At 73.8% G+C, this 25,505-nt stretch carries 25 protein-coding genes, 1 pseudogene and 1 riboswitch; of the genes and pseudogenes, 11 read left to right on the top strand and 15 right to left on the bottom strand.

The window, feature by feature from the left end; translation table 11 throughout:
* Positions 1–136 precede the first annotated feature (136 nt).
* Genes Actkin_RS12375 through Actkin_RS12365 form a run of 3 tightly spaced genes read left to right on the top strand, consistent with a single transcriptional unit; the run spans position 137 to position 3,008 of the window.
* Complete coding sequence (locus Actkin_RS12375; RefSeq protein WP_258907262.1) at positions 137–1,249, top strand: sensor histidine kinase; 1,113 nt, start codon at positions 137–139, stop codon at positions 1,247–1,249.
* Positions 1,246–2,370, top strand: coding sequence for a hypothetical protein (locus Actkin_RS12370; RefSeq protein ID WP_258907261.1), 1,125 nt, complete (start codon positions 1,246–1,248; stop codon positions 2,368–2,370). The genes Actkin_RS12375 and Actkin_RS12370 overlap by 4 nt, the downstream gene beginning before the upstream one ends.
* Positions 2,358–3,008, top strand: coding sequence for a response regulator (locus Actkin_RS12365; RefSeq protein ID WP_258907260.1), 651 nt, complete (start codon positions 2,358–2,360; stop codon positions 3,006–3,008). Before Actkin_RS12370 ends, Actkin_RS12365 begins: the two co-directional genes overlap by 13 nt.
* A 15-nt stretch (positions 3,009–3,023) precedes the next feature.
* On the opposite strand, the gene Actkin_RS12360 is transcribed toward Actkin_RS12365, so the two are convergent.
* On the bottom strand, positions 3,024–3,800 hold the full coding sequence (locus Actkin_RS12360) for a class I SAM-dependent methyltransferase (RefSeq protein WP_258907259.1): 777 nt from the start codon (positions 3,798–3,800) through the stop codon (positions 3,024–3,026).
* The gene (locus tag Actkin_RS12355) at positions 3,800–4,183 is read right to left on the bottom strand and encodes a DUF5997 family protein (protein WP_258907258.1); all 384 of its coding nucleotides are present in this window, start codon (positions 4,181–4,183) and stop codon (positions 3,800–3,802) included. Before Actkin_RS12355 ends, Actkin_RS12360 begins: the two co-directional genes overlap by 1 nt.
* A 47-nt stretch (positions 4,184–4,230) precedes the next feature.
* On the opposite strand from Actkin_RS12355, the gene Actkin_RS12350 reads away from it, so the two are divergent.
* The gene (locus tag Actkin_RS12350; RefSeq protein ID WP_258907257.1) at positions 4,231–4,914 is read left to right on the top strand and encodes a substrate-binding domain-containing protein; all 684 of its coding nucleotides are present in this window, start codon (positions 4,231–4,233) and stop codon (positions 4,912–4,914) included.
* Here Actkin_RS12350 and Actkin_RS12345 read toward each other — a convergent pair.
* The 4 genes and pseudogenes from Actkin_RS12345 to Actkin_RS12330 all read right to left on the bottom strand — a co-directional run bounded on the left by Actkin_RS12345 (position 4,911) and on the right by Actkin_RS12330 (position 8,396).
* Positions 4,911–6,089, bottom strand: a complete 1,179-nt coding sequence (locus Actkin_RS12345) for an amidohydrolase (protein ID WP_258907256.1) — start codon at positions 6,087–6,089, stop codon at positions 4,911–4,913. The two genes, Actkin_RS12350 and Actkin_RS12345, sit on opposite strands and share 4 nt — an antisense overlap.
* 19 nt (positions 6,090–6,108) lie before the next feature.
* Entirely contained in the window at positions 6,109–6,738 is a 630-nt protein-coding gene (locus Actkin_RS12340) for a GntR family transcriptional regulator (RefSeq protein WP_258907255.1), read from the bottom strand.
* A 250-nt stretch (positions 6,739–6,988) separates the two neighbouring features.
* A pseudogene (locus Actkin_RS12335) lies at positions 6,989–7,828 on the bottom strand (bifunctional 5,10-methylenetetrahydrofolate dehydrogenase/5,10-methenyltetrahydrofolate cyclohydrolase).
* 24 nt (positions 7,829–7,852) lie between these two features.
* Positions 7,853–7,933: riboswitch (ZMP/ZTP riboswitch) on the bottom strand.
* Positions 7,934–8,048: 115 nt separating this feature from the next.
* Positions 8,049–8,396, bottom strand: a complete 348-nt coding sequence (locus tag Actkin_RS12330) for a hypothetical protein (protein ID WP_258907254.1) — start codon at positions 8,394–8,396, stop codon at positions 8,049–8,051.
* Positions 8,397–8,444: 48 nt separating this feature from the next.
* On the opposite strand from Actkin_RS12330, the gene Actkin_RS12325 reads away from it, so the two are divergent.
* On the top strand, positions 8,445–8,882 hold the full coding sequence (locus Actkin_RS12325) for a MarR family winged helix-turn-helix transcriptional regulator (protein WP_258907253.1): 438 nt from the start codon (positions 8,445–8,447) through the stop codon (positions 8,880–8,882).
* Between the two features lie 3 nt (positions 8,883–8,885).
* On the opposite strand, the gene Actkin_RS12320 is transcribed toward Actkin_RS12325, so the two are convergent.
* The 5 genes from Actkin_RS12320 to Actkin_RS12300 all read right to left on the bottom strand — a co-directional run bounded on the left by Actkin_RS12320 (position 8,886) and on the right by Actkin_RS12300 (position 14,854).
* Positions 8,886–9,803, bottom strand: a complete 918-nt coding sequence (locus tag Actkin_RS12320; protein WP_258907252.1) for an RNA polymerase sigma-70 factor — start codon at positions 9,801–9,803, stop codon at positions 8,886–8,888.
* 79 nt (positions 9,804–9,882) lie between these two features.
* The gene (locus Actkin_RS12315) at positions 9,883–12,504 is read right to left on the bottom strand and encodes an ATP-binding protein (protein WP_258907251.1); all 2,622 of its coding nucleotides are present in this window, start codon (positions 12,502–12,504) and stop codon (positions 9,883–9,885) included.
* Positions 12,505–12,667: 163 nt separating this feature from the next.
* A complete protein-coding gene (locus Actkin_RS12310; protein ID WP_258907250.1) occupies positions 12,668–13,615 on the bottom strand; it encodes a hypothetical protein in 948 nt (315 codons plus the stop codon).
* A 129-nt stretch (positions 13,616–13,744) separates the two neighbouring features.
* Entirely contained in the window at positions 13,745–14,230 is a 486-nt protein-coding gene (locus tag Actkin_RS12305; protein WP_258907249.1) for a GNAT family N-acetyltransferase, read from the bottom strand.
* Between the two features lie 165 nt (positions 14,231–14,395).
* Entirely contained in the window at positions 14,396–14,854 is a 459-nt protein-coding gene (locus Actkin_RS12300) for an Lrp/AsnC family transcriptional regulator (protein WP_258907248.1), read from the bottom strand.
* A gap of 101 nt (positions 14,855–14,955) precedes the next feature.
* Here Actkin_RS12300 and Actkin_RS12295 point away from each other — a divergent pair, with 101 nt between their 5' ends.
* Both Actkin_RS12295 and Actkin_RS12290 read left to right on the top strand, forming a co-directional pair.
* Entirely contained in the window at positions 14,956–15,927 is a 972-nt protein-coding gene (locus tag Actkin_RS12295) for a DMT family transporter (RefSeq protein ID WP_258907247.1), read from the top strand.
* A 42-nt stretch (positions 15,928–15,969) separates the two neighbouring features.
* Positions 15,970–16,491: a hypothetical protein gene (locus Actkin_RS12290; RefSeq protein ID WP_258907246.1), complete on the top strand. Its 522-nt coding sequence runs from the start codon at positions 15,970–15,972 to the stop codon at positions 16,489–16,491.
* Here Actkin_RS12290 and Actkin_RS12285 read toward each other — a convergent pair whose 3' ends face one another.
* The 4 genes from Actkin_RS12285 to Actkin_RS12270 form a co-directional block, all read right to left on the bottom strand.
* A complete protein-coding gene (locus tag Actkin_RS12285) occupies positions 16,492–16,899 on the bottom strand; it encodes a hypothetical protein (protein WP_189212733.1) in 408 nt (135 codons plus the stop codon).
* A 20-nt stretch (positions 16,900–16,919) separates the two neighbouring features.
* On the bottom strand, positions 16,920–17,975 hold the full coding sequence (locus Actkin_RS12280) for an NlpC/P60 family protein (RefSeq protein WP_258907245.1): 1,056 nt from the start codon (positions 17,973–17,975) through the stop codon (positions 16,920–16,922).
* Complete coding sequence (locus tag Actkin_RS12275) at positions 17,975–18,409, bottom strand: hypothetical protein (protein ID WP_258907244.1); 435 nt, start codon at positions 18,407–18,409, stop codon at positions 17,975–17,977. The genes Actkin_RS12280 and Actkin_RS12275 overlap by 1 nt, the downstream gene beginning before the upstream one ends.
* 88 nt (positions 18,410–18,497) lie before the next feature.
* Complete coding sequence (locus Actkin_RS12270; protein WP_258907243.1) at positions 18,498–21,251, bottom strand: AfsR/SARP family transcriptional regulator; 2,754 nt, start codon at positions 21,249–21,251, stop codon at positions 18,498–18,500.
* A gap of 134 nt (positions 21,252–21,385) precedes the next feature.
* Here Actkin_RS12270 and Actkin_RS12265 point away from each other — a divergent pair, with 134 nt between their 5' ends.
* The 4 genes from Actkin_RS12265 to Actkin_RS12250 all read left to right on the top strand — a co-directional run bounded on the left by Actkin_RS12265 (position 21,386) and on the right by Actkin_RS12250 (position 25,504).
* Positions 21,386–22,525, top strand: coding sequence for a hypothetical protein (locus Actkin_RS12265; RefSeq protein ID WP_258907242.1), 1,140 nt, complete (start codon positions 21,386–21,388; stop codon positions 22,523–22,525).
* Between the two features lie 152 nt (positions 22,526–22,677).
* A complete protein-coding gene (locus Actkin_RS12260) occupies positions 22,678–23,460 on the top strand; it encodes a hypothetical protein (protein ID WP_309569130.1) in 783 nt (260 codons plus the stop codon).
* A complete protein-coding gene (locus Actkin_RS12255; RefSeq protein WP_258907241.1) occupies positions 23,457–24,506 on the top strand; it encodes a GNAT family N-acetyltransferase in 1,050 nt (349 codons plus the stop codon). The genes Actkin_RS12260 and Actkin_RS12255 overlap by 4 nt, the downstream gene beginning before the upstream one ends.
* Complete coding sequence (locus Actkin_RS12250) at positions 24,503–25,504, top strand: GNAT family N-acetyltransferase (protein WP_258907240.1); 1,002 nt, start codon at positions 24,503–24,505, stop codon at positions 25,502–25,504. The genes Actkin_RS12255 and Actkin_RS12250 overlap by 4 nt, the downstream gene beginning before the upstream one ends.
* Position 25,505 lies beyond the last annotated feature (1 nt).

Raw genomic sequence — 25,505 nt, 5'->3', positions numbered from 1 at the left:
CGGCGTTCTCCCCCGGAGTTGTCTGGGTCCGGGACCGACGCTAGGGCCGACGCGGCCGCGGCGTGACGGTCGTTCGACCCACAATCGAGGGCCCCGGGCCTCCCCCGGAGCCGATCAAGCTGAGACACTGACCGTGATGGGACACGCCGACGCGGGTGACGCCACCGAGGTCGAGGTGCGCCGCCGGGGGCGCCGCTACGCGGTGACCGTGCGGACCGTCGTCCTGGCCTGCGCCGCGGCGGTGGCGGTCTACCAGACGCCCGTCCCCCTGGTGGTCGGCGTGGCCGTCGCGCTGATCGGGTGGAGCGCGGTGTTCCTGGTCATCGGGCCGCGGGCCTGGGTGGTCGCGGTGGACACCGGGGTCGTCGTGGCGCTGTGCCTGGCGCAGCGGTGGACGGTGCCGCCGGAGGCGCTGAGCGACAGCACGAACTGGGTGTTGGCGGTCGTCTCGATCACCGCGGTCGCCCACCAGTGGCACACCGGCACGGCGGCGGGCGCCACGGTGACCGGCGTGGTGCTCGCGGCCTATCTCGCGGGCAACTTCCTGGCCGATCCGGCCGTCCTGCCCGTCTCGGCGCCGCTGGCCCTGTGGACGCTGGGCGAGGCCGGGCTGTCGCGCGGGCTGTTCCTGCTGCTGCGCACGGGCGCGCAGGCCGCCGACCAGGAGTTGGCGGTCAGCGAGCGGGCCCGCCGCGACGCCGCCGTCGCCGCTGCGCGGCGGGCCGACGAGCGCGAGCACCTTGCCCTGCTGCACGACACCGCGGCCTCGACGCTGCTGGCGGTCGGGATGGGCGCGGCCGACGCGCCGTGGCTGCGGGAACGGGCCAGGCAGGACCTCGCGGTCCTGCGGGACCGGCCCGCCCCCGTGGCCGCGGTGGCCGACCTGGTCGAACTCCTCGCCCCGGTCGTGCGGCAGAGCCCGGTCGACGTCGAGACGCGGGCGCCCGCGAGCGTCCCGCTCCCCGCTGAGGTGGCGACCGCGATCCGCGGCGCGGTGCGGGAGGCGCTGGCCAACGTCGCGCGACACGCCGGGGTCGACACCGCGGTGCTGACGGTGGACCACGCGGACGGTCGGGTCGCGGTCGAGATCGCCGACGCGGGCCGCGGCTTCCGGCCGGACCTGGTCTCACCCCACCGCCGCGGCGTGGCCTCGTCCATCGTGCGGCGGATAGACCACGTGGGCGGCCGGGCGGCGGTGGAGACCGCGCCGGGCGCGGGCACGCGGGTGCGGCTGGAGTGGTCGCCGTGACCGCGCTCGCGACCGTGGCGCCGAGCGACCGTGAGGCCGGCGCGGCGGGCCCTCCGCTGATCGTCGCCGCGAAACTGCTGCGGTGGCTGCGCTTCGCCAGTCTGCTGATCGCGATGGGCACGCTCTACGGGCTGGCCCTTCCCCTGTTGATGGCCAACACCGCCGTCTACACCAGCCTCCCCCGGCAGGTGTGGGCGTTCTGCCTGCTGACCGCGGTCGCCCTCGTCGCCGGGTGCCTGATCGCCGTCGATCGGCTGGCGGGGTGGCCGAGGTGGGTGCTGCTGGCCGCGGTGGCGGCGGCGTCCGGGCTGGCCACCACCGGCATCCGCGCCGACCACCTGACGGCCGAGGCGGAGTGGTCCTACGGCGTCATCGGCTGGTTCGCCATGGTCCTGCTGCTGGACCGCGGCCGCGCGGCGGCGGCGTTCCTGGTCGCGCACACGGTCGTCAGCTTCGCCCAGGCGGCGCTGCTGGGACAGGACGTGGTCGGGATGGTCGTGGTGGCCGCGATCGTGCTCGGCTGTCAGTCGCCTGTGCTCGCCGGGGCCCTGGCGCTGCGCCGGATCGCCGACGACGTGGCCGCCGCCCGGCGCGCGCGGGAGGAGGTGCGCACCGCCGAGGCGGTGGCGGAACGCCTGCACGAGAGCAGGCTCGCCCGGTACGCCGACCTCGCGGGCACCACCGTCCCACTGCTGGAGCGGCTGACCGACGGCTCGGCCGACCTGTCCGACGCCCGGGTCCGCGCGGACTACACCGCCGAGGCCGCGAAGCTGCGCAGGCTGTTCGCCGAGAACGACGACGTGCCCGACCCGCTGCTCCACGAACTGGAGGCGTGCGTGGACCTGGCCCAGCGCAGGGGGATCGCGGTGTACCTCGGCACCTGCGGCGAGTGGGTGACGCCGCCGCTGGCCGTGCGGCGGGCGCTGATCGAGCCGGTGGTGTGGGCGGCATCGGCCGCGACGGCGGCCAGGGTGACGGTGATCGGCTCCGCCGAGGGCGTCACGGTCAGCGTCGTCGCGGACGCGCCCGCCGACGTCGCGCCGCAGGCGGAGGCCCCGGTCGCCGTGACGCGGATGGTGGACGGGACGAGGGTGTGGGTGGAGGCCGCATGGCGGAGGTGACCACGGCCGTGATCGTCGACGACCACCCCGCGATCATCGCGGGCGTCGAATCGTGGTGCGCCGCGGCCGACCCGCCCGTGCGGATCGCGGACTCCGGCCCGACGCCCGCGGTGGCGTGGACCGGCGCCGGCCTCGGCGCGGACGTGGTGGTGTTCGACCTCATGCTGTCCGGCCCCACCCCCGCCTACGGCGACCTGCGCCGCCTGGTCGACGCGGGCCGCCAGGTCGTCGTCTACACCATGCGCGAGGACCGGGACACGATCCTCACCTGCCTGGACATCGGCGCGTTCGCCCACCTGGCCAAGACCGAGGGGCCCGCCCACCTCGTCGCCGCCATCCGCGCCGCGCACGGGCACCAGCCCTACACCGCGCCCGCCATGGCGCGGGCGATCTGCGCCGACACCCGGCCCGAGCGGCCCCGCCCGACCCCGCGCGAGGTCGACGTCCTGGTCAACTGGTTCGCCTGCGAGTCCAAGGAGATGGTCGCCCGCAAGCTCAACCTGTCCGTCCGGACGGTCAACAGCTACATCGACCGGGTGCGGATCAGGTACGCGAACGCGGGCCGCCCGGCGCCGACGAAGGCCGCGCTCGTCGCCCGGGCGATCCAGGACGGCCTGGTGCGCCTCGAAGACCTCTGAGTCCGCATAGGACGGTCAGGGGCGTTCGGCGACGATCAGGACGCGGCGGGTCATGCAGTCCACTGTGGCCTGCATTTCTCGCAGGGAGGCTTTGAGGTCGGCCGGGTCGGCGCCGGTTTCGGCCGCCAGGTCGTCGACCGCGGCCAGCAGAAGGTCGTTCACGCGGGTCACGCGGGAGCGCCAGTGGTCGGTCTCCTCGTAGGCGTGCACGGTGAAGCCCGCGTCAGCCAGGGCTGGGCGGTGGTCGGGGAGTTGTGGGGGGCGGCCGACGGGTTGGGTGTGGTAGTCCCACGTCGTCAGGACCAGGCGGCCGCCGGGGGTGAGGACGCGGGCGAACTCGGTGAAGGCGGCCACCTTGTCCGGGGCGAACAGGAGCGCGTCGACGCTCATGACCGCCTGGACGCTCGACGCGGGCAGGCCGGTCTCGGCGAAGGTCCCCACCTGGAAGGCCGTCCGGTCGGCCAGGCCGAGGGCGTCGGCTCGGGATCGGGCGGCGGCGACGGCCGTGGGGGCGATGTCCACTCCCACCAACCGGGCGTCGGCGCGGGCGGCGACCCAGAGGCCGGGGCCGCCCTGGCCGCAGCCGACGTCGGCGAGCGTGTCCCCCGGGCGCAGGCCGACCTCGGCGACGAACCGGGTCAGCTCGCTCACGGAGATGTAGCTGAAGGGGGCCACCTCGGCCGGGTACTCCGCGCCGTACACCTCGGCCCACACCCGGGCCTGCACCGAGGACGCGGGACGCGCGAACGCCTCGGTGAACCGGGTCCGCCAGCCCTCCTCGACCTCGTCCACTAGCCGCGCACGGTCGTCTTCTTCGCCGCGAGGCGCTCGGCTTCCTTGCGGACCTCGACCTGGGTGGCGCGCTCGCGCTGCAGCCACTCTGGGTTGTCCGCCTTCAGCTCCTCGATCTGCGCTGTGGTGAGCGCCTCGGTGATCCCGGCGCGGGCCAGGCCGCCGATGGAGATCCGCAGCTTCGCGGCGATGACCGAGCGCGGGTGCGGGCCGTTGCGGCGCAGGTCGCGCAGCCACTCCGGCGGGTTGGCCTGCAACTCGTTCAGCTCGTCGCGGGAGACGACGCCCTCGCGGAAGTCCTCGGGGGTGGCGTCGAGGTACACGCCCAGCTTCTTGGCCGCGGTCGCGGGCTTCATCGTCTGGGGTGTCTTGCGCGAGGTCATGGCGTCCAGGGTAACGGGGCGCCGGTCACGGGCGGTAATCTGCCCGCGTGACCTCCCCGTCCTTCCGGCTCGCGCACGTGCCCGGGGTGACCCCCGACAAGTGGGTGCGGGTCTGGGACGAGCGGAGCCCGGACCTGCCCCTCGTGCTCGTCCAGGCCGCGGCCGCCGACGCCGCGGGCATGGTCCGCGACCGCGCCGTGGACGCCGCGCTCCTGCGCCTCGGCGGCGACCGGACCGGCCTGCACGCCATCCCCCTCTACACCGAGACGACGGTGGTGGTCGCCCCGAAGGACCACCTGGTGACCGCGTCCGACGAGCTGTCCGCCGCCGACCTCGCCGACGAGGTGCTGCTGCGCCCCCTCGACGACGTGATCGAGTGGACGGACGGGCCGGGCCGGGTGTCCGACGACCGGCCCGAGTCCACCGCGGACGCCATGAAGCTGGTGGCCGCGGGCCTGGGCCTGCTGGTCGTCCCGCAGTCGCTGTTCCGGCTGCACTTCCGCAAGGACCTCACGTCGCGCCCCATCCCCGACGCGCCGCAGTCCCGGGTGGCCCTGTCCTGGTTGGAGGACGAGACCACGGACCCGATCGAGCGGTTCATCGGGATCGTGCGCGGCCGCACGGCCAACAGCACGCGGGGGCGGCAGCCCGAACCCGCCGCCGCCCCGCGCCGCGCCAAGCCCCCGCAGCCGAAGCCCCCGCAGCGCGGGAAACCCCGCAAGCGCCGTTAGACCACCAGCTCGCCGTCGCGCACCACCACGCGGCCGCCCGCGACGACCAGCAGCCGCCGGGGCGCGCGGACGAGCGCGTCCGGCACGTTCTCGGCGTCGACCAGCACGATGTCTGCCCGAGCGCCCGCGACGATGCCGTGCGTGTCGCGGTGCACGAAGCCTGCGGCGGACGTGGTGGCCAGCTCGACGGCCCAGGTGAGGTCCTCGTCGTCGCGCAGGCCGTGCAGGCGGGCGAAGCCCAGGGCGATGCGGAGGACGTCGCCGTCGCCGTAGGGGGACCACAGGTCGCGGATGCCGTCGGTGCCCAGGCCGATCCCGATGCCGCGCTCGCGCATGCCGCGCCAGGGCAGCGGGGCGTAGCGGACGGGCGCGACCGTCGCCCAGGTGATGCCCAGCTCGCGCAGCTGGTCCAGCAGGTCGGCCTGGCGGGAGCCGGTCACCTCGCCCAGGGCGAAGCCGTGGGAGATGGTCACCTTGCCGTGGAGGCCGGTCCGGCGAGTGCGGTCGATGATCAGCTCGTACTGGAACGCGCCCAGCTCGCCGCCGTCGTGCAGGTGGATGTCCAGGCCGACCCCGCGCCGCTCGGCGATCTCGAACAGCCCGTCGAGCTGGGCGACCGGGTCGCGGTCGATGGACGCCGGGTCGATGCCGCCGACGTGGGTCGCGCCCGCTGCCGCGGCGTCGTCGAGCAGCTTGAGCACGCCGGGCCTGCGGACCACGCCGTCCTGCGGGAACGCCACGATCTCGACGTCCACCGCGCCGCCGAGCGCGGCCGCGGCCGCCCGGACCGTCTCGATGCCGCGCAGGCCGACCCCGAGGTCGACGTCGACGTGCGTGCGGGTCGCCGTGGTCCCGTGGCGCAGGAACTCGCGCAGCACCGCGACCGTGCTGTCGACGTTCGGGATGCCGTACTTGTCGCGCTCGGCGCGCTCGTGCGCGATCCGCCCCTGCGTGGTGCCCTCGCCGCCCGCGGACACCCACGGCTGGCCCCACCAGCTCTTGTCCACGTGCGCGTGCGCGTTGATGAGGCCGGGCAGCGCGAGCAGGCCGCGCCCGTCGACCCGCTCCCCCGGCGCGGCCGAGCCCGCGGGCACGACCTCGGCGATGAGGCCGTCGGAGATCACCACGTCCACCGGGTCGCCGCCCCACGGGCGCACGTTGGTCAAGGTCAGCATGCGGCGATGGTATACCAAATCAGCGGGCCCGCTCCTCGGCCATCCCGCGCCCGGCGTCGAGGTGCTCGGCCACCAGCCGCTCGACCCGCGCCACGTCCCGGTCGGCGATCGCGGCGTAGAGGCCCTCGTGCTGGCGGGCGACGGCGACCAGGTCGTCGTGCTGGCCCAGCAGCCACCGCATCCGGCTGCGCAACGGGCGCTGCAGCTCGTTGAGCAACTCGTTGGCCGCCAGGTCGGTCACCACCTCGTGGAAGTCCGCCGCCGCCCGCCGGGCCGCCACCGCGTCGCCCGCCCGGGCCGCCGCCGACTCCGCGTCCACCGCCGCCTTGAGCCGCACCAGCCCATCCCGGGTCCTGCGCTGCGCCGCCAACCGGAACACCAGCGGCTCGATCGCCGCCCGCACCTCGTGCAGATCGGAGACATCGGAGGCGCTGAACTCCCGGACCACGGCCCAGGTCCGCGGCCGAGCCACCACCAACCCCTCCGCGACCAACACCCGAAGCGCGTCCCGCACGGGCACCCGACTGACCCCCAACTCAGCCGCCACGTCCCGCTCGACCAACCGACTCCCCGGCACCCGCACCCCGTCGATGATCTCGTCCCGCAACAACCGAACGACCCGCTCCGACTCCGCCTCGAAGCCCGCCATGGCACCCCATCTCCACTCGACGGAGTTGGTATACCACGATTAGCTCCCCGCCCCACTCTCCCACCGCGCCCCGTACGCCAGGCCGGGGACGAGCTGCCGGAAACGCAGGTGCACCTCCCCCGCCCGGTCCACCGGAAGCTGCCCTTGACAGCCCTGCTCGCCCCCATCGACGCCGTAGGCCCCAGATAACGGCGGCACCCGATTACCCCGAACCCGAAGACCTGACGCCGCCTAGCGGCGGTCAGTGTGGCTACCCGCGGGTCTCCGCGGCCTGGACGGTCTGTGCCAAGAGGACGGCGATGGTCATCGGTCCCACGCCGCCGGGGACCGGGGTGATGAGGCTGGCGCGTTGTTCCGCGGCGGCGTACTCGACGTCGCCGATGTTGCCCGGGTTGTAGCCCGCGTCCACGACGACCGCGCCTGGTTTGAGCTAGGCGCCGCGGACCAGTTCCGGGCGGCCTACGGCGGCGATCACGATGTCGGCCTCGGCGACGGTGGCCGCCAGGTCCGTCGTCTTGGAGTGGCAGTAGGTGACTGTGGCGTCGCGGGCGAGCAGGAGCATGCCGACCGGCTTTCCCAGGATCGGGCTGCGGCCGATGACCACCGCGCGTCGACCGGTGAGGGGGACGTCGTAGGCGTCGAGCAGGCGGAGGATGCCGCCGGGTGTGCAGGAGTGGAAGCCGGGCTCGCCGAACGCCATCGCGGCGAAGCTGTGCGTCGTCACGCCGTCGACGTCCTTGTCCGGGGCGATGGCCTCGAAGGCGGCGCGCTCGTCGATGTGGGCGGGCACGGGGTGCTGCAGGAGGATGCCGTCCACCGCCGGGTCGGCGGACAGTTCGGCGATGCGGGCGACCAGGTCGTCCGTCGTGGTCTCGGCGGGCAGTGCGACGCGGCGGGAGGCGATGCCGACGCGGGCGCAGCGGGCGCTCTTCATCCGCACGTACGTGTGGGAGGCCGGGTCGTCGCCGACCAGCACCGTGGCCAGCAGCGGGGTGCGGCCGGTCCGGGCGACGAAGTCCTTGACCCGCTGGGCCGTCTCGGCCAGCAGCGACGCGGCGACCGAGGCGCCGTCCATGATCCGCGCGGGCATCCGTGCTCCTCACTCGAGTCGAATGAGGGGCACCCAGGCGGACGATGCCTTCTCTACGCGCACTCCCCGGTGGTCGCCCACCCGACGCCAGTCGTGCACGGCAATGCTAGGCGACCGGGCGATCGGCGGTCCATCCCGGTGACCGTGCCGCCGCGCGGGTGCGGCGGCACGGTCACCTTCGACGACGCGGCCCCCAGGCGCGTCGTGCCTGCCCGCACCGTCACGGCGCCGCGGTGCGATCGGAACGCCGAACGTGGCTGCCGAGGAGCTCGAAGTGCGCCGAGTGCTCGTCGAACCGGGACAGCAGCGCGCGGGCGGCGGGCGGCACGACCGACCCGGTGCCGCCGGGGCCCGCGAACTCCTCGACCGCGGCCCAGTCGTCGAAGGTCATCAGGGTCGCGAAGTGGCCCGGGTGCTCCTCGGGCCTGCGGCGCAGCACCGCCAGCTCGCGCAGGCCGGGGATGCCGCGGTCGAGGATGCCGGGCGCGATCGTGCCGTTCACGAGTTCGGCGTAGGCCGCCGCGGCCTCCTGGGTGTCGGCCCACCCGTTCCAGACTCGAATGATCATTCGCGCTCCTCCGACAGCATGCTGTTGGTTCAACAGTACACTGTTAGAATGAGCGATGCGGTGGAGGCGTACCGGCTGCTGGTCGCCGACGTGTACGAGGTGGCCGGGCTGTCCCGGCGGACCAGCGAGAACCTGGCCCGGCCGCTGGGTCAGACGACGGCGCGGTGGCACGTGATGAGCGTGCTGTCCGGCGGCCCGCACACCGTGCCCGCCACCGCGCGGCGGTTGGGACTGGCGGCGCAGAGCGTTCAGCGGGTGGTGAACGACCTGCTCGCCAGCGGTCACCTGGAGGCGGTGGGCAACCCCGACCACGCGCAGTCCCCGCTCATGCGGCTGACCGACCTCGGCCGCGACACGGTCGACGAACTCTTCGCGCGGTCCGCGGAGGCCCGGGCCGAGGTGCTAGGCCGGGCGGGCGTGACCGCCGACGAGCTGCTGGCCGCCCGCGCGGTGCTCCGCAAGCTCATCGGCGCGCTGCGGGAGTGACTGTCAGCGGGCCACCGCGGTCTCCCGCGCCACCCGCGACAGCTTCTCCGGGTTGCGCACGTAGTAGAGACCGCTGACGAGACCGCCCTCGACCCGGACGGCCAGGACGCCGTCGACCTCGCCGTCGAGCCGCATGATCAGCCCCGGGTAGCCGTTGACCTGCACCGGCTCGAACGTGACCGCCTCGCCTGCCTTCTCCAGGCCCGCGCGCAGCAGGCGCGCCACCTTGTCGGCCCCGACGATCGGCCGGGGCACGGCCTGCCTGACCCCGCCGCCGTCGCTCATCACGACGACGTCCGGGGCGAGGATGTCGAGCAGGCTCTGCAAGTCGCCGGTCTCGATCGCCCGCTGGAATGCCGCGAGCGCGGCCCGGCTCTCGGCCGGGGACACGACGTCCCTCGGCCTGCGCGCGGCGACATGGGCCCGCGCCCGGTGCGCGATCTGGCGGACGGCAGCAGGGGTCTTGTCGACGGCCTCGGCGATCTCGTCGTACCCGAGGTCGAACACCTCGCGCAGCACGAACACCGCCCGCTCGGTGGGCGCCAGCATCTCCAGCACCAGCATCATCGCCATCGAGAGGCTGTCGGCCAACTCGACGTCCTCGGCGACGTCCGGCGCGGTCAGCAGCGGCTCGGGCAGCCACGGGCCGACGTAGGACTCCTTGCGCCTGCCGAGCGTGCGCAACCGCGTGAGCGCCTGCCGGGTGGTGATCCGCACCAGGTACGCCCGCGGCTCCCGCACGGTGTCGAGGTCGACGCCCACCCAGCGCATCCACGTCTCCTGCAACACGTCCTCCGCGTCCGCCGCCGACCCGAGCATCTCGTAGGCGACGGTGAACAACAGACTGCGATGGACGACGAACGCCTCCGTCGCCGGGTCCGGACGCCGGTCCTCGCTCATACCCTCCACGGCCTTCCGCATCGCATGCTCCCGCTCCTCGTCCTCACGCCACAGGACGCCCGCTCGTGCCGTCCTGTGACACCCACGGCCGTGACCCCGCTCACGTGTCGGCGGGCAGCGCCTTCAGCAGCCCGGCGATCCGGTTCGCGGACGTGGTGTCACCGATGGCGCGGTAGCCGTCATACGCCCTTGTCCAACAGTCACGGGCCTGCGAATAGCGCTGGGTGCGGTGCAGTGCGGCGCCCAGGTTGGTCAGCGCCTTGCATTCGCGGTTGGTGTCCCCGGTCCCGCGGTACAGCTCGGCAGCCTGCCCGAAGGCCGTGATCGCCGGGTCGAATCGTCCGTCGCGCCGGAGGGCGGTGCCGAGGTTGTTGAGCGCCTTCGCCTGGCCTTCAGGGTTTGCCAGGTCCCGATGCAGGGCCAGGGCGTGCTGGTAGGCGACGGCGGCCTCGTCGAAGCGGCGGTCCGCGCGCAGGGTCGCGCCGAGGTTGTTCCACGCCATCGCCTCGCCCTGCCGGTCCCCCAGTTCCCGAAAGCGGCGCCGGGCGGCGTGGTGCGCGGCGACGGCCCCGTCGGGGCGGTCAGCCCGATGCAGGGCGATTCCGAGGTTGGTCAGCGCCATCGCGTGGCCATGGCGGTCGTCCAGAGAGCGATGGAGGTCCAAGGCCCGGCGGTAGGCGGCCAGCGCCTCGTCGACGCGGCCCGCGCCCGCCAGCGCCAGGCCGAGGTTGGTCAGGGCCATCGCTTCCCCGTGCTGGTCATCCACCTCGCCGAACCGTTCGGCAGCCCGCCCGTGGGCGGCGACCGCGTCGTCGTAGCGCCGGCTCACCTGCAGCGCGGCGCCCAGGTTGGTCCAGACGATGGCCTCGCCCAGGCTGTCGCCGCGCTCGCGGTGCAGGTCCCCGGACCTGCGGTGGGCGAGGATGGCCTCCTCCGCCCGCCCGATCCGCTGCAGCGTCGTGCCGAGGTTCGTCCACACCATCGCCTCGCCGTGCCAGTTCCCCATGGCGCGGTACAGGGCGAGGGCCTGGTGGTGGGCGTCGATCGCGTCGTCGAGGCGCCCCTCCGCCGACAGCGACAAGCCGAGGTTGGCCAGCACCGTCGCCTCGCCGTAACGGTCGCCCACGTCGCGGTAGCGGCGCAACGCCTGCCGATGGGCGGACACGGCCTCGCCGTACCGCCCTAACTGGTGCAAGGCGTTGCCGTGCAGCGCGGCGGTGGCGGCCTGGTGGTGCGGCGGCAGGTGGGCCGCACTGGCCCGGGCGTGCTCGGCCGTGGTCAGCCAGTCGGCGAGATAGCGGCGCCACTGCAGGTATCGGGACAAAGCGATCGCCAACCAGGCCGCATGGGCGTGGTTGCCCTCAGCCGTGGCCAGGGCGACCGCCGCGACGAGCGCGGGCCGTTCCTCGTCGAGCCACCGCAGCGCCTCCTGCCGCCCGGTGAACCGGTCGGGAACGGGCTGCCCCGGAAGGGCGCGTAGGTGCTGGGCGGCGCGATCGGTGGTGTTCGTGTAGTGGTCCAGCAGGCGGTGCAGCGCGGCCCGCTGCTCAGCGCGGTCGACCCCGAGCACTTCGCGGGTCGCGGTATGGGCGCGCACCAGATCGTGCAGGCTCCACCGGTCGCGGCCCGCGGCGACGACGAGGTGGGCTTGGCGCAGGCCGCGCAGCAGCGCGCGGACGGCCCCGACGGGTACATCGGCCAACGCGGCCGCGGCGTCCGTGGACACATCCGGTCCGGGCGCCAGACAGAGCAGCCGCAGCATGCGCGCCTGGGCCGGGCGCAGTCGCGCCAATCGCTGCCAGGACCGGTCGAGGGCCGCGGTCACCGCCATCTCCCCTCGGGTGAACCCCTCCGCCCCGGGCGCTTCCGGCAATTGCGCGGCGAGGTCTCCGGCGGTCAACTCCGGTTCGTCGGCGAGCAGGCCCGCGGCGACGCGCAGGGCCAGCGGCAGACCACCGCACGCCGCCGCCAGCGCCCGCGTGCCCGAGGCGTCGGCGGTCAACCGCCGGTCGTCGGGGTCGAGGACCGACAGCGCGTCGGTGAGCAGGGCGGTGGCGGGCCCTTCGGCGAGCACGTCGACGGCTAAGTGCCGCGCGCCCACCAGGTCAAGGGTGTCGCGGGTGGTCACCACCACCACGTGCCCACCGCGGGCAGGCACGAGCGGCGCGACCTGATCGCCGTCGCACGCGTTGTCCACGACGAGCAGCACCCGCATCCCCCGCGCCGTCAACCCGTCCAGCGTCTGGTCGTAGACCACGCGCGCCTCGCCCGGGTCGGCGGGGATCTGGTCGGCGGGCACCCCCAGGTGCCGCAACAGCGGCGAGAACACCGCGGCGGCGGCCACCGGTGCGGCGTCGTACCCCCGCATGTCCGCCAGGAACACGCCGCCGGGAAACCACCCGGCCCGCGCGGCGGACACCGCGCAGTGCCGCGCGAGCGCCGTCTTGCCGACCCCGCCCATCCCGGCGACCGCCGACACGACGACCGACCCGCTCGCCCCGGCAGGGTCGAGCCACCCCAGCAACCGGCCGACCTCGGCACTCCGGCCGCTGAACAACTCGGCGGCCTCCGCGGCCTGCGGCCCCAACACCCGCACTTGGGCCGCCACCGGCCTGCCCGCCGACTCCGCCGTCCCACCACCGACGTCGCCGATCGTCACCGACACCCGCTCGCCCTGCGCCAGCACACCGCTGACCACACCGGCCACCCGCACACTGTTCACGGTCGCGCGGTCAGGATCACCGGAGCCCAGACGCACCCGGCGATCATCGCCCATCACCAACCCCGAGCAAAGACGACCCGCGTCCCACAACGGCTTCGTCACGCGACCTCGCCCACGTCGCACCACGGGGATCGGTGCCCCGAGCAAGCTCCCGCACGCGGGCTTACACAGCAGCCCGCCGTGGGAACGCACGCCACGCGGACGCGGTGAGGGCCAGGCCTGCGAGGGTTGCGGCGAGGGAGACCACGACCTGGGGCATGCTGACGTTGCCGTTGTTGCTGAGCACGAGATGGGTGGGCCCTGCCGTGACGGTGACCGCGCTCCCGATCCAAGCGAGGACCAGCGGCCAGGTGACGCGCCGCTGTCCTCGCCGGTGTAAGAGGGACAGGACGGCGACGGCACCCGCCAGGACGAGCAGGCCGGTGGCGAGCAGGGCGCTGCGCTGGGTGACGGTGACGAGGCCCGCCGGTGCGCCCCAGGCAGGTGCCGCCACCGACCACACGGCCAGGATGACGGCATAACCGGTGGCGGCCCCGGCGCTGAGCACGGAGAGGCGGCGGCGGGCGGGCGTGGGCTCGGGCAGCTCGGCCGCAGGCATCCGGAACACGTTCGGCCAGCGGGCGCGGGCGTGGGCGACGAAGGCCGTCACCAGGCCCACGGCCTGCACGATGAAGCCGCCGTAGACGAGCACGTAGACCCAGCTCTCCAGGCCGTTGCCCGCGGGGGCCGCTGAGCCGCCCGTGAATGCCTGGGCCAGCAGGCCCAATGGCAGGCCGACGACGATCGGGGCCAGCAGGCCGCCCGCCACCCAGATCGGGGCGGCCAACAGGGCGGCCGGGACGCGGTGGCCCCACGGGTAGGTCAGGGCCAGGACCAGCGCCACGGCGGCCAACTCCATGCCGACCGTCACCACGTTGCCGATCGTGTGCCGCACGTCCCCCAGCTCCGCGGCGCCTGCGGCGGTGGCGGCGCCGGAGGAGGATCCGGCCAGCCACAACAGCTTCAGCGAGAGATAGGGCACACAGGACACGATCGTCGCCCAGCACACCGCGACGCGCAGTCGGCTGGGCGCGCGGGAGTCTGCGAGCGCTGCTTCGCCAACGGTGCTCATCTGCGGGTCCCCCGGTCCGGTGGCCGCCGTGCTCGCGGCCGTCACGGACCAGCCTCCCCCACTGATCCTGAGACATCGCTGAGGTCCTGAGAGATCACTCAGGTGACGGGACCGCGGGTCCCGGTCGCGTTACGGGCGGGCCGTGCGGTACCGGAGGATTCCCGGCTCGGCGTGGTCCAGCTCGAAGCCCGCCTTCTCCAGCACCCGCACCGAAGCCGGGTTCGACGGCTCCACGTCGGCGCGCACCGTGTGGACGCCGGGTGCTGTCAAGGCGAACTCGGTGAGAGCGCGGGTGGCCTCGGCGGCATAGCCCCGGCCGCGACGGGAGGGGACGACGCCGTACCCGATCTCGACAACGCCGTCGGCGGGCGGCCAGAACAGGCCCAGCGAGCCGATCACCAGGCCGCCGTCCCGCTCGACGATCAGCCGGTGGCCGTGCTCCCCCAACCACTCCGGACGGTCGGCGAGCAGGCCCGCGATGACCCGGTCGCCCTCGGCGGGGAAGTCCTCGGCCCAGTCGGGCGACCGCGCCCCGCCCACGACGGCGGCGGCCTCATCGAGGGTCCACGCGCGCAGCACCAGCCGATCGGTAAACAGATCTCTGACAGAAGACACTGGACTACTCCTGGTCGGATGGACGATCCAGCCCGCGATCAGGCGGACCGGTTGAGGGCATGACGAAATCGGCTGAGGAAAGCCATAGTCATCAAACCCCCCACGTCCATGCGCGACCGAGCCGGGCCAACGCTACCAAGACCGCGGCAGGCCCGACCACGGTCCTTACCGCGTCGGCACGGTGAGGGTCGTGCGGATGGGGTCCAAGACGAACATCGTGGAGTAGCGGCGGAGGTTGGGGGCGTTCTTGATGACCCGCTCCGCGGTTTCCCGGTGGTGCGCCATATCCGAGGTCGCCAGGATGACGACGTAATCGTGATCGCCGGAAACGTTGTAGAACTGCTGGACCTCGGGCGCGGCTTGGACCCACTCGCGGAAGCTCCGGTGCGACTCCGGGGATTCGCGGTCCAGGGTGACCAGGCACACGGCCAGCAGCGCGGACGACGGGGCGACCACCGCGATCTCCCGCCGCAGCAGCCCGGTCTCGCGGTAGCGGTCGATGCGCCGCTGCACCGCGCTCGGCGACAGGCCCACGAGGTCGCCCAAGGCGGCGAGCGTGCGGCCGCTGTCCTGCTGGAGCAGGGCGAGCAGGCGGTGGTCGATGTCGTCCAGCGTCTTGGGCACGCAAGATTATTGCGCGCACGCCGCCGAACTCTCAATCGCGCCCCGCGCCGTCCGGGATACGGTGAATCCAGAGTTCGATTCCTTCACCGAAAGCCACCCGCATGATCTCGCCGCGAACCAGCGCGCCTCCCCACTACCTGCGCGGACTCGCGCTCGGCGCCCTCGGCGCGGTCGCGATGGGCAGCGCCGCGCCCGCGCTCAAGCTGCTCGCGGCGACCGAGTTGTCGCCCGTCAACGTCATCCAGGCGCGGATCGTCATCGGCGCGGTCGCGCTCCTGGCCGCCGCCCTGCTCCTGCGGCGCGGCCGGATGGCCGTCCGGCGGGCGGACTGGTGGCTCGTCGCCGTGTACGGGGTGCTCACCATCGCCGTCAACCAGATCGTCTACACCGTCGCCATCACGCGGCTCCCGGTCGGGGTGGCGCTGCTGTTGGAGTACCTGTCCCCCGTGCTCGTCGCCCTGTGGGTGCGGTTCGTGCAGCGGCGGCGCCTCAGCCGTCTACTGTGGATAGGCATCGCCGTGCTGCTGGCCGGTCTCGCGGTCGTGACCCAGGTGTGGACGGCCGCAGCGCTGGACATCGTGGGCGTGCTGTTCGGGCTGATGGCCGCGCTGACCCTCGCCGCGCGGTTCCTGCTCGCCGAGCGCGGGCTGCGCACCCACGACCCGCTGGTGATGGCGGCCTGGGGCGCCTGTTCGGCGGCGGTCGCCCTGGTCGCCGCGGGCGCGTTCGCCCCCTTCCCCTGGCACGCCCTGGGAACCACGCACGGCGGCCCGGTCTGGCTGCTCGCGCTCCACACCGGACTGATCGGCATGGCGGGCGCGATCCTGCTCGGCGTGCTCGCCCAGCGCGCCATCCTCGCCACCTCGGCCAGCCTCATCGCCGCCTTGGAGATCATCGTCGGCGCCGCGTCGGCCGCCGTGGTGCTCGGCGAGCGGCTGACCGTCGCGCAGTGGCTGGGCTCGGCGGCGATGCTGGCCGGGATCGTGCTGGCCCAGACGGCCGTCGCCCGCGCGAGTGGTCGGCTCGGCCGATCGGGTGTCCCCGTCCCGAATCAGGAAACAGGCCCCGCGTGAGCGCGATGTCGCAGGCAGGCGTCACGCGAAGGGTGGTTCGACATGAAGCGATCGTTGGCCGGGTGTCTGGCCGTCGTGCTGGCCGCCAGCGGCAGCGTGGCGGGCGCGGGCCCTGCCCAGGCCGTGGTCGGGCAGGAATGCGTCGGCACCTGGGCCGTCACCTACGACCCGCCCATCACCAACACCCCCCAACTGGTGTCCGCGACCCTCACCGGGGTCTTCCCGCTCTGCACCGACCTGGTGGCGTTCAACGGGCACTACACCCAGTCGTTCACCGACACGGTCTCCTGCACGACCCTGCTCACCGCAGGGGCCGCGTCCCGCACCTACCACTGGGGCAACCCGGCGGCCGCGCCCAGCACCTTCACCTACAACTGGACGGTCAGCGTCGCAGGCGGGCAGGCCGTGATCACCAACACCGGGCTGATCACGAGCGGGCGGTTCGCCCCCGGCAGCGCGGTGCAACTCACCACGCTGGCGACACCGGACGTCGTCCAGTGCGCGGGCTCGGGCATCACCACCCTCACCGGGCCGACGACACTGACCATCCTCCCGACGACCTGATCAGGCCCGCGGCCGGATGATCGACGAGCACAGCCGGTCGTCCTGGTCGGGCGAGTCGCAGGCCCGCAGGGCGATCAGGCTCCGTTCGTGCATGTTCTTGTTGCAGTACGCCCAACCGGACCTGTTGGAGACGCACTTCCCCTGGCGGTGCAGGACACTGTCGGACGGATAGTAGTTCCACCACCAGGCAGTGACGTGCGTGTAACCGGAGTACACCCAGACGATGTCCCCGTGCGCCTCCCAGCACACGACACCGGCGTAGAAGCTGTCGCTGGTGCACGACACGGAGTCCGGCGGAGTGCCCGGCAGGGCGTAGTTCACCTCCCACTCGACGGAAGCGGTCGCGCTCGTCGTGCCCATCGTGAGCAGGACGGCGACGAGCAGGACAAGCCGACGCGTGAACGACATGACGCTTCCCCTCCGCTCGGTCATCGGTTGATGATCGGGCTGCCGTAGGTGTAACGCGGACCGAACGGCGGCTCGCCGTCGTTGTTCTCGTCCCAGTTCACCCAGCCGTCGAGGGACCAGTCGCCGCTGGTGGCGGGCATGGCGAAGTAGCAGCCGCGCAGGCCGGACGCGGCGGCGTTGATGTCCCCGCCCATCCAGCAGACGGCCTCGCGCCGGGTGACCGTGCCGACCTGCAGCTGGGGATGCAGGCCGAAGCCGTCGAACTTGGTGCCCACCGTGTCGGTGCTGTCGTCGTCCGTTCCGGCGTACGGCCACCATTTCACCGCCATCCACCCCCGGATCGTGTTGTCCGAGGACTCGTAGCGCGCACAGGAGTAGATCCGCGCCTCGACGTTGCGGAAGCCGGTGAGCCGGAACAGCGGCAGATCGCTGGTGTTGCAGTACGTCGACGAGGTGCTGAAGTCGGTGAACTCGGTGCCGTCCACCTCGGTGAACGACTCATAACGCGCGTCGAAATCGCCGTCGCCGTCGCCGTACTTGTACGCCGACCACTTCGGCTGCGGATAGTCGTCGAGGTCGGCGACGCGGTGGCGCATGTCGTTGGCGGTCCCCGACTGCTCGTACAGCCAGAACTTCCCGGCGGCCTTGTCCTCCCACTTCTGGAACAGCACGACGTGCCCCTCGTTGCCCGGGCCGTCCCACATCAGGATGTCGCCGGGTTGCAGGTCCCGCACGCTGCCGAGCTTGGTCGAGACGTCGTCCAGCGTGTCGGTGGTGCGGCTCGTCGGCAGCCGCCAGGCCATGGAGATGAACCCGGAGCAGTCCGTGCGGTAGCTGACGCCCTGCACATCCGTCGCGGCGCCGGTCATGCTGTACGGGATCTGCCGCTGCCACCAGTCCTGCGCCCGGGAGATGATCTCCGCGCGGCTGATCCGGTTGCCCCTGGGCTCCGCGGCGCTCGCGGGCGGCGCGGCGACCACCATCGACGCGCCCACCACCAAGGCGACGAACACGGCCACGAGCGCGAACCACCGCCCGGAGCGCCGTCCGTCCCGTGCTGACCCGATGCCTGTCATCACGCCTCCCAGTAAGCGCTGTAGTCGAACGACGAGTACCCGCAGTCCCGGGGCGTGCCCGCGCTGCCGTCCTGGCGGCAGACCTTGATGGTGCCGACGATCAGGTGCGGCACGTCGTCGAGCCGCTCGCAGGCGTTGCCCGCCCCGTTGACGTCCTGGACCTTGTAGCTGCGCGAGGAGTTGTAGACCCAGACGACCACCCGCATGCCGTCGGCGGCCAGGTCGCAGGCGTCGATCTCCATCGTGTTGCCGGGCATGTTGACGATGCCCTGGTAGAAGCCGCGGCCGTACACGCGGCTCGCGGGCCCCGCGGTCCAGCCGTCGGCGCGGTAGGTCTTCTCCACGGGATGGGCGGCCGTCGCCGTGCCCGTGCCGGTCATCACCGATCCCACGGTGATCGCGGCCGCCAGGACCGCTGTTCTGACACGTCTCATGGTTTCCCCCTCCGGGCAGCCCTGCCCGGGTCGGCGATGTGAGCGCTGGCCACCCTCGCAGCGGCCGCGCACAGATCGCGCACAGGCGTCAGTCGCCCGGGAGCCTGCAGTGGATCGCCCGGGCCTGGGGGTCGCCGAGCGCGGTGAAGATGGCGTGCGCCTCGCGCCAGTGCGGCAGCGCGGCCGCGGGCTCGCCCGCGCGGGTCAGGGTGTCGGCGAGGCCCGCCAGGGTCCGCGCGAGGCTCCGCTGGTCGCCGAGCGCGCGGCTGATGGCCAGGGCTTCCCGGTAGTGCGGCACGGCCATGGCGTAGTCGCCCCGGTCGCGGTGGATGTCCCCGAGGGTGGCGAGGGTGAACTGCAGGCCGATCCGGTCGTCGGCGCCGCGCTGCAGGGCCAGCGCCTCCTCGAGGCAGGCGACGGCGCGGGCGTGCTCCCCCAGCCGCCGCCAGGTGTCGCCCAGGTTGTTCAGGCAGAAGCCCTCGCCCTGGGGGTCCCCGGTCCGCCGGAACAGCGGGAGCGCCCGCCGGAAGCAGTCGGCCGCCTCGGGCAGCCTGCCGAGGTCGACGTGCACCACGCCGAGGCTGTTGAGGTTCCACGCCTGGCCGTGCAGGTCGCCCACCTCGACGAGGGCCTCCTGGGCGCGCTGATGGCAGTCCACCGAGGCCGCGAACCGGCGCAGGTCGCTGTAGGCCACGCCCAGCCCCCGGAACATGATCCCCTCCTCGCGGCGCGCGCCCGCCGCCCGGGCCGCCGCCAGGCCGAGCCGGTAGGCGGCGACCCAGTCGTCCCAATGGCTGCGGCGGTAGTAGAAGCTGAGCAGCACCCACGGCAGCTGCCAGGCCACCTCGGGCGGCCCGTGGTCGTGCGCAGCCCGGACCGCGGCGAGCAGCGTCGCCCGCTCGGCCTCGAACCACCGCAGGGCCTGCGCGTGGTCGGCGAACCACGGGACGGCGCAGTCGCCGGGGAGCGCGGGCAGCTCCATGAGGCGTATGCGGTGGGGGTCGAGGACGGTCCGCGCGGCCTCCGCGGCGTGGAGGTACCAGACCAGCACCCGCCGCCGAGCCGCTTCCCGGTCGGCGGCCTGCTCATCGGCATCGCCCCGGGCGCGGGCGTAGTCACCGATCAGGTCGTGGAAGCGGTAGCGCTCGGCGGTCGTCTGCTGGAGCAGGTGCTCGTCGAGCAGGCCTTCGAGCAGTTCCTCGGCCTCGCGGACGGTGACGCCGCACAGCGCGGCCGCGCTCTGCGCGGTGAACTCCTCGCCGGGGTGCAGGCCCGCCATCCGGAACATCCCCTGCTGTGCGGGCGACAGCGTCCGGTAGGACAGGTCGAAGGCGGTGCGCAGCGGCGGCGGGTCGCCGAAGAGGTCGTCCAGGCGGGCGCGGCTGCGTTCGAGCCGGTCGACCAGCGTGCCCGCCGACCACCGGGGCCTGCGCCGCAGCCGCCGGGCCACGAGCGTGACGGCGAGCGGCAGGTGCCCGCAGAGCGCGGCGATGCGGGCCGCGGCGTCCGGGTCGCTGTCGATCCGGCCGTCGTCGACCACCAGCGACAGCACGGTCCGCGATTCCTCGGCGGTCAACACATCCAAGTGGACGCTGCGGGCTCCGTCGAGTTTGGTGAAGCTGCGCCGCGTGGTGACCAGCACGAGCGATTCGGGCGTGCCCGGCAGCAGCGGGCGGACCTGCTCCTCGGTCGCGGCGTTGTCCAGCAGGACCACCGCGCGCCTGCCCGCCAGCCGATCGCGGTAGAGCACGGCACGGGACTGCAGGTCGTGCGGCACCTGATCGCCGGGGACGCCCAGCAGCCGCAGGAAGTTCGCCAGCACGGCGGCGGGATCGGCGGGCGGCTGGTCGCCGCCGAACCCGTGCAGGTCCGACCACAGCTGCACCTCGTCGAACCGGTCGCTGACAAGGTGCGCGAAATGCACGGCCAGGCGGGTCTTCCCGACCCCGCCCATTCCCTCGATGACCGCGATGACCGGCGTCCGCCGCCCTTCGGCGTCGACCGCGTCGGCCAGCGCGCGCAACTGCGCCTCGCGGCCGGTGAATTCCGCGATGTCCATGGGCAGCTGCCGCCACGCGCCCGCCTCGCAGTCGGCCGCGCCCTGCGGTTCCGCCGCCGCGAGCACGTCGCGGTGGACCTGGCGCAGCGCGGGCCCGGGCTCGACGCCGAGCTCCTCGTCCAGCAGGCGGCGCACGTCGGCGTAGGCGGCCAGGGCGTCGGCCTGCCGCCCGGACCGGTGCAGCGCCCGGATGAGCCACAGCCACAGCTCCTCGCGCAGCGGGAACTCCGCGACGAGCCCGCGCAGGTCGGCGACCGCGGTCTCGGCGTCCCCCAGCCGGATCCGCGCGTGCGCGGCGGTCTCGGCGACCGCCAGCCGCATGTCCTGCCACCGGCCGATCTCGGCCTGCAGCGACTGTCCCACGACGGCGCCGCTGAGCGGATCGCCCCGCCACAGCGCCGATGCGCGCAGCGCCAGCGCGAGCGCGTCGGTGTACTCCCCTTCGCGCAGCGCCGTTGCCGCCGCTTGGCCGAGCGCGGCGAACTCGCCGACATCGGACTCCGCCTGCGAGATCCGCAGCCGGTACCCGCCGGGGCCGCTGTCCAGCCGGTCGACGCCGATGGCCAGCAGCCGCCTGCGCAGCCCGGCGACGTAGGTCCGGACGTTGGACTCCGGCGCCGACGGCGGGACGTCCCAGACCGCGTCGACCAGCCGCGCCACGGTGACCGCCGCTCCGGCGTGGACGACCAGCGCGGCGAGCACGGCCCGCTGCCGGGGACCGGCCACCGTCACGACCTGCTCGCCGTGCTGGATCTCGACCGGCCCCAACACCCGGAACCGCACCCCGCCGTCCCCAGCCAATCGAACGCCTCCCCCTCGATCGTGGCACGGCCGCACAGGGCTGTCCAACGACCTGTGCGGCATCTGTGCGCGCCATCGGCAGGATCACCACGATCGCAGCATGGAAGGGGAGACGTGTGAGATTCCGAAGCGCGAGCACGGCGTTCTGCCTGGTGCTCGGCCTGTCCACCCTCGTGCCCGCCGCCGCGGCGGCGCAGGCGCCCGACGGCATCGCGGCGAACACCGCGATCTGCTCGGGGGACGGGGTCAGCGGCAAGCGGGTGCAATTGGTCTACGCCAGGGCGGCAGGCGACACCGACCGGTTCGCCGAGATGCAGCCGAGGATCCAGGCGTGGGCCGACCAGATCGACGGCGCGGTGCTGGAGGCCGCGCAGCGCACCGGCGGCGTGCGCCACGTCCGCTTCGCCCACCACGCGAACTGCCGTCCGACGGTGGTCAACGCGACCGTCCCGGCGTCGGAGATCAACGACGGGGTGAAGGTGGCCGAGGCGCTCAAACGGCTGGGGCACAACCGCACCGACCGCAAGTACCTGGTGTTCTACCAGGGGACGCACGCCTGCGGCCTCGGCTGGAACGAGCCAGGCGGCGACGACCGCCCCGGCTCGGACAACCCGCTGAACTCCGGTCCCGGCTGGGCCACCCTCGACGAGGGCTGCTGGGCGTGGAACGTCGCCGCGCACGAGCTGCTGCACAGCCTGGGCGCGGTCCAGGGCAGCGCCCCGCACGCCACCACCGGCGGGCACTGCTGGGACGACCAGGACATCATGTGCTACGACGACGGCGGCCTCCCGCCGGGCGGGCTGAAGGAGGAGTGCCCGAAGGCGTTCGGGGACATCATCGACTGCAACAACGACGACTACTTCAGCACCGCGCCCGCCGCGGGCACCTACCTCGCGGGCCACTGGAACGTCGCCAACAGCCAGTTCCTCACCGCGAGCGGACCAGGGGCGCCGGTCTACACGGGCACCAGGGAGGTCAGGACCGCGCGCAGCGGGGCGACGGCGTACGTCACCAAGTACCAGCTCCCGGACGGGCGGTGGACCGCCAAGGCCAAGATCGTGACCAACTCCGGCAGCCCGTTCTACTCGTCGGTGCTGGCCGCCCGCACCCCGGCGGGCGTCCGCTACATCCCGCCCGCCGGGGTCCCGCGCGGCACGGCCGCGTACGTGACCGTGGACGCGAGCACGTCGATCGACTTCAAGCTCTGCGAGGGCAACGCGTCCGCGAAGGGCGGATGCACGGCCACCTGGTGGTGATGTCCTCCTAGGACCCCTGCGGGGTGGCCTGGGCGGGCCACCCCGCAGGCGAGGAGGCCGATCCCCCGGCGGGCGCAGCACGTTACGCCGAGTGGCCCTTTCGGCAGCGGAGGCAGTGACCTCCGGCGGACGCGGGTGGCACACTCCGCCGCGTGTGGAATCGGGTCATGGCGATGCGGTGGCGGCGCGGCTACCTGCGGGTGGTGCGGTCGTCGTTCGCCACTGTCCCCTTCTACCGCGAGCTATGGGCGCTGAGCGGGCGCACCGAGCCGGAGGTGGTTCCGGGGCGGACCGGGGTGGACGGCGGCGCGGTCCGGGCGGCGGCGCTCGCCGGGCGGGTGGGCGACCTGGTTCCGCTCGCGGGCGGTCCCACCGAGATCGACCCGCTGCGGGGGCTCGGGCCCGTCCTCGCCGAGCACCTGGCCGTCACGGCCGGGACGCTGGTCGCCGTGGTCGACCCGGGCACGCCCAGGCCGCCGGTGGACCTCCCGGCCGGGGTCCGGTCGTGCGTCCTCGACCCGTCCGGACTGGCCGGTCCCTACGCGGGCGTGCTGGACGACGTGGCCGACCACCTGCGGCGCGGCGGGCGGGTCGTCGCCGTCGGCGGGGACAAGGACCTCGACCAGCTCGCCGCCGCGCTGCCGGAGACGCTGGCGCACCTGGTCACCCGCGTGCCCGTGCGGGGCCCCGACGACCTGACCGCCCCGGTCGGGCCGCACGCGCTGATCGCCCACCCGCTGCTCGGCGTGCTCGGCGGGCTGGGCGGGTGCGGGCGCTGGCACATCGACCACCCCCGGGTCTACCTGCGCGCCACCCCGGCGGGCCCGGCGTACACCCTGCTGCGCCAGCGGTCGCCGCGCCTGGTGGACGTCCTCGCCGGGCACGGCCGTCCGGGCTGGTGCCCGAGGCACGGCACCCCGGTGGTCGAGCCATGACCCTCACCGCCGCCATCCACGACCCGCGCGCGGACCCCGAGCCCGATGGCTGGGCCGACTTCACCGCCCGGCGCGAGCTGCACGCGGTCTGGGACTACGGGCTGATGCGCCTGGAGGCGTGGATGTCGCGCAACCCGGCCGTGCTCGGCGTCATCCGCGACGGCGACCGCATCGCCGCGGCGGCCACCGCCCTCATCTGCCGCCCGCGCCGGGCGCGGTACGCCGACGCCCCCACCCGGCGGACGGCCCGCCTGCGTCCCCGGTGGGCGGAGGTCTACACGCCCTGGCTCTCCGGCTACCCGGCCGTGGTGTTCGACCCCGACCTGACCGGCGAGGGCAGACGGGCAGCCGTCCGGGAGTTCGAGCGGGCCGTGCTGCGCCACGTCGGCCCCGGCCTGCTGGGGATCGCGTACCGGGCCGTCTACCGCGACATGGTGTCCTCGATGACCGGTCCGCTGCGCCGAACCTGGCGGAACGACCCCACCTCGGTCCTGCCGAACGAGTGGCCGACCGAGGACGGCTGGCTCGCCGGGCTGAGCAAGGAGCGGCGCACCAGCATCCGGCGCTACGCCCGCAAGATCGACCGCGACCCCACCCTGGAGGTCCGGGAGGGCTGGGGCCGCACGGACGCCGACCCGCACGAGGTCGCCGCGCTGATCAACAGCCACCGCGCCCGCCTCGGCCGCCCGCGCACGGACCCGAGGACCGAGGTGGCCGGGGTGTTCCTGGCCGAGTTCCTGCGCAGGCCGGACGTGCGCCTGCTGACCTACCGCGACGCCGACGGCACGCTGCTCGCGGCGAACACGCTGCTGGACCACCCGACCAGCACCGTGCTGCAGCACTGGGCCGCGCGCCCGCCAGCCGAGGGCGGCAGGCACAACCTGTACTTCGACTGCTACCTGCGCTGCGTCCGGCACCTGGTCTCGGCCGGACGCGCCGAGCTGACCTCCGGCCGAGGGCTCATGGACGTCAAGGCGTCCCTGGGGTTCCGCGCCCGCGAGCTGCACACCGTCGCCGTTCCCCGTCCCTCGGTAGGCCGCCGATGACCCCCACAGCCGAGGTGCTGGACCCGCGCACCGACCCCGAGCCGTCCTACTGGGCCGCGCTGCGGGCCCGCGCCGGACTGCGCGCGGACTGGGCGTGGCCGGTGCTGCGGGCGCAGGCGTGGAGCGGCCGGTGCCCGCACCTGGTGACCGTCATGCACGACGCCGACGGGCCGGTCGGGGTCGTGAACGCGGGCTGGGTCGGGCTGCCCGGCCGCTGGACGAGCTTCCTCCCGGTCGGCGCGCGGCCGCGGTTCGGCGCGCTGCACGTGCGCGGCCCGGGCAGCAGCGCCGTGCCCGGCTGGTGGATGGCGGGCGGGACCCGGGCGCTGATCGGGTACCAGCGGGCGATGCGCGCCCGGCTCGGCCCCGGCTGCCTCGCCACGGTGCTGCGCCAGGCCGTCCCCGCCGAGCTGTCCGCGCTCGGCGGGCGGGTCCTGCTGTCCCGGCTGACCGAGCCGATCTGGTCGGTCGACACCGCCGGGATGTCCGGTGTGGACGACTGGCTGCGCCGGTTGGACAAGAAGCGCCGCAGCAACCTCCGGGTGATCGGGCGCAAGCTCGCCGACCGCGTCACGGTCACCGTCACCTCCGGCGAGGCCGTCAGCCAGGCGGCGGAGGTGACCGAGCTGCTGCGCGGCAACAACGCCAAGTACAAGGGCCCGATGCACAACCCGGTGCCGCAGCTCACCGGCTACATCGAGGAGCTGACGGCGCAGCCGGACACGGTGACGTTCCGGTACACCGACCCGGACACCGGCAGGCTCGTCGGCGTGGGGATCGCGCTGGACCACCCCAAAACCCCGGTGTGGCGGACCTGGGCGATGGTCCCGGTCGACGACGGCGGCGTGCGGGACCTGTACTTCCTGCACATCACCCGCCTCATCGAGTGGGCGACCGCCAACCGCCGCGCCACGCTGGTGCTGGGCAAGGGGAAGGGCCGGTTGAAGTCGTCCGTGGGGGCCACCGCGACCGAGCAGTACGCCGCCCTGCTGGCCTGAG

The sequence above is a fragment of the Actinokineospora sp. UTMC 2448 genome, assembly GCF_024760565.1.
In the GTDB taxonomy this organism is placed as follows: Bacteria; Actinomycetota; Actinomycetes; order Mycobacteriales; family Pseudonocardiaceae; genus Actinokineospora; species Actinokineospora fastidiosa.
Note: the sequence above shows the minus strand (reverse complement) of the source record. Positions and strands in the feature narration are given on the sequence as shown.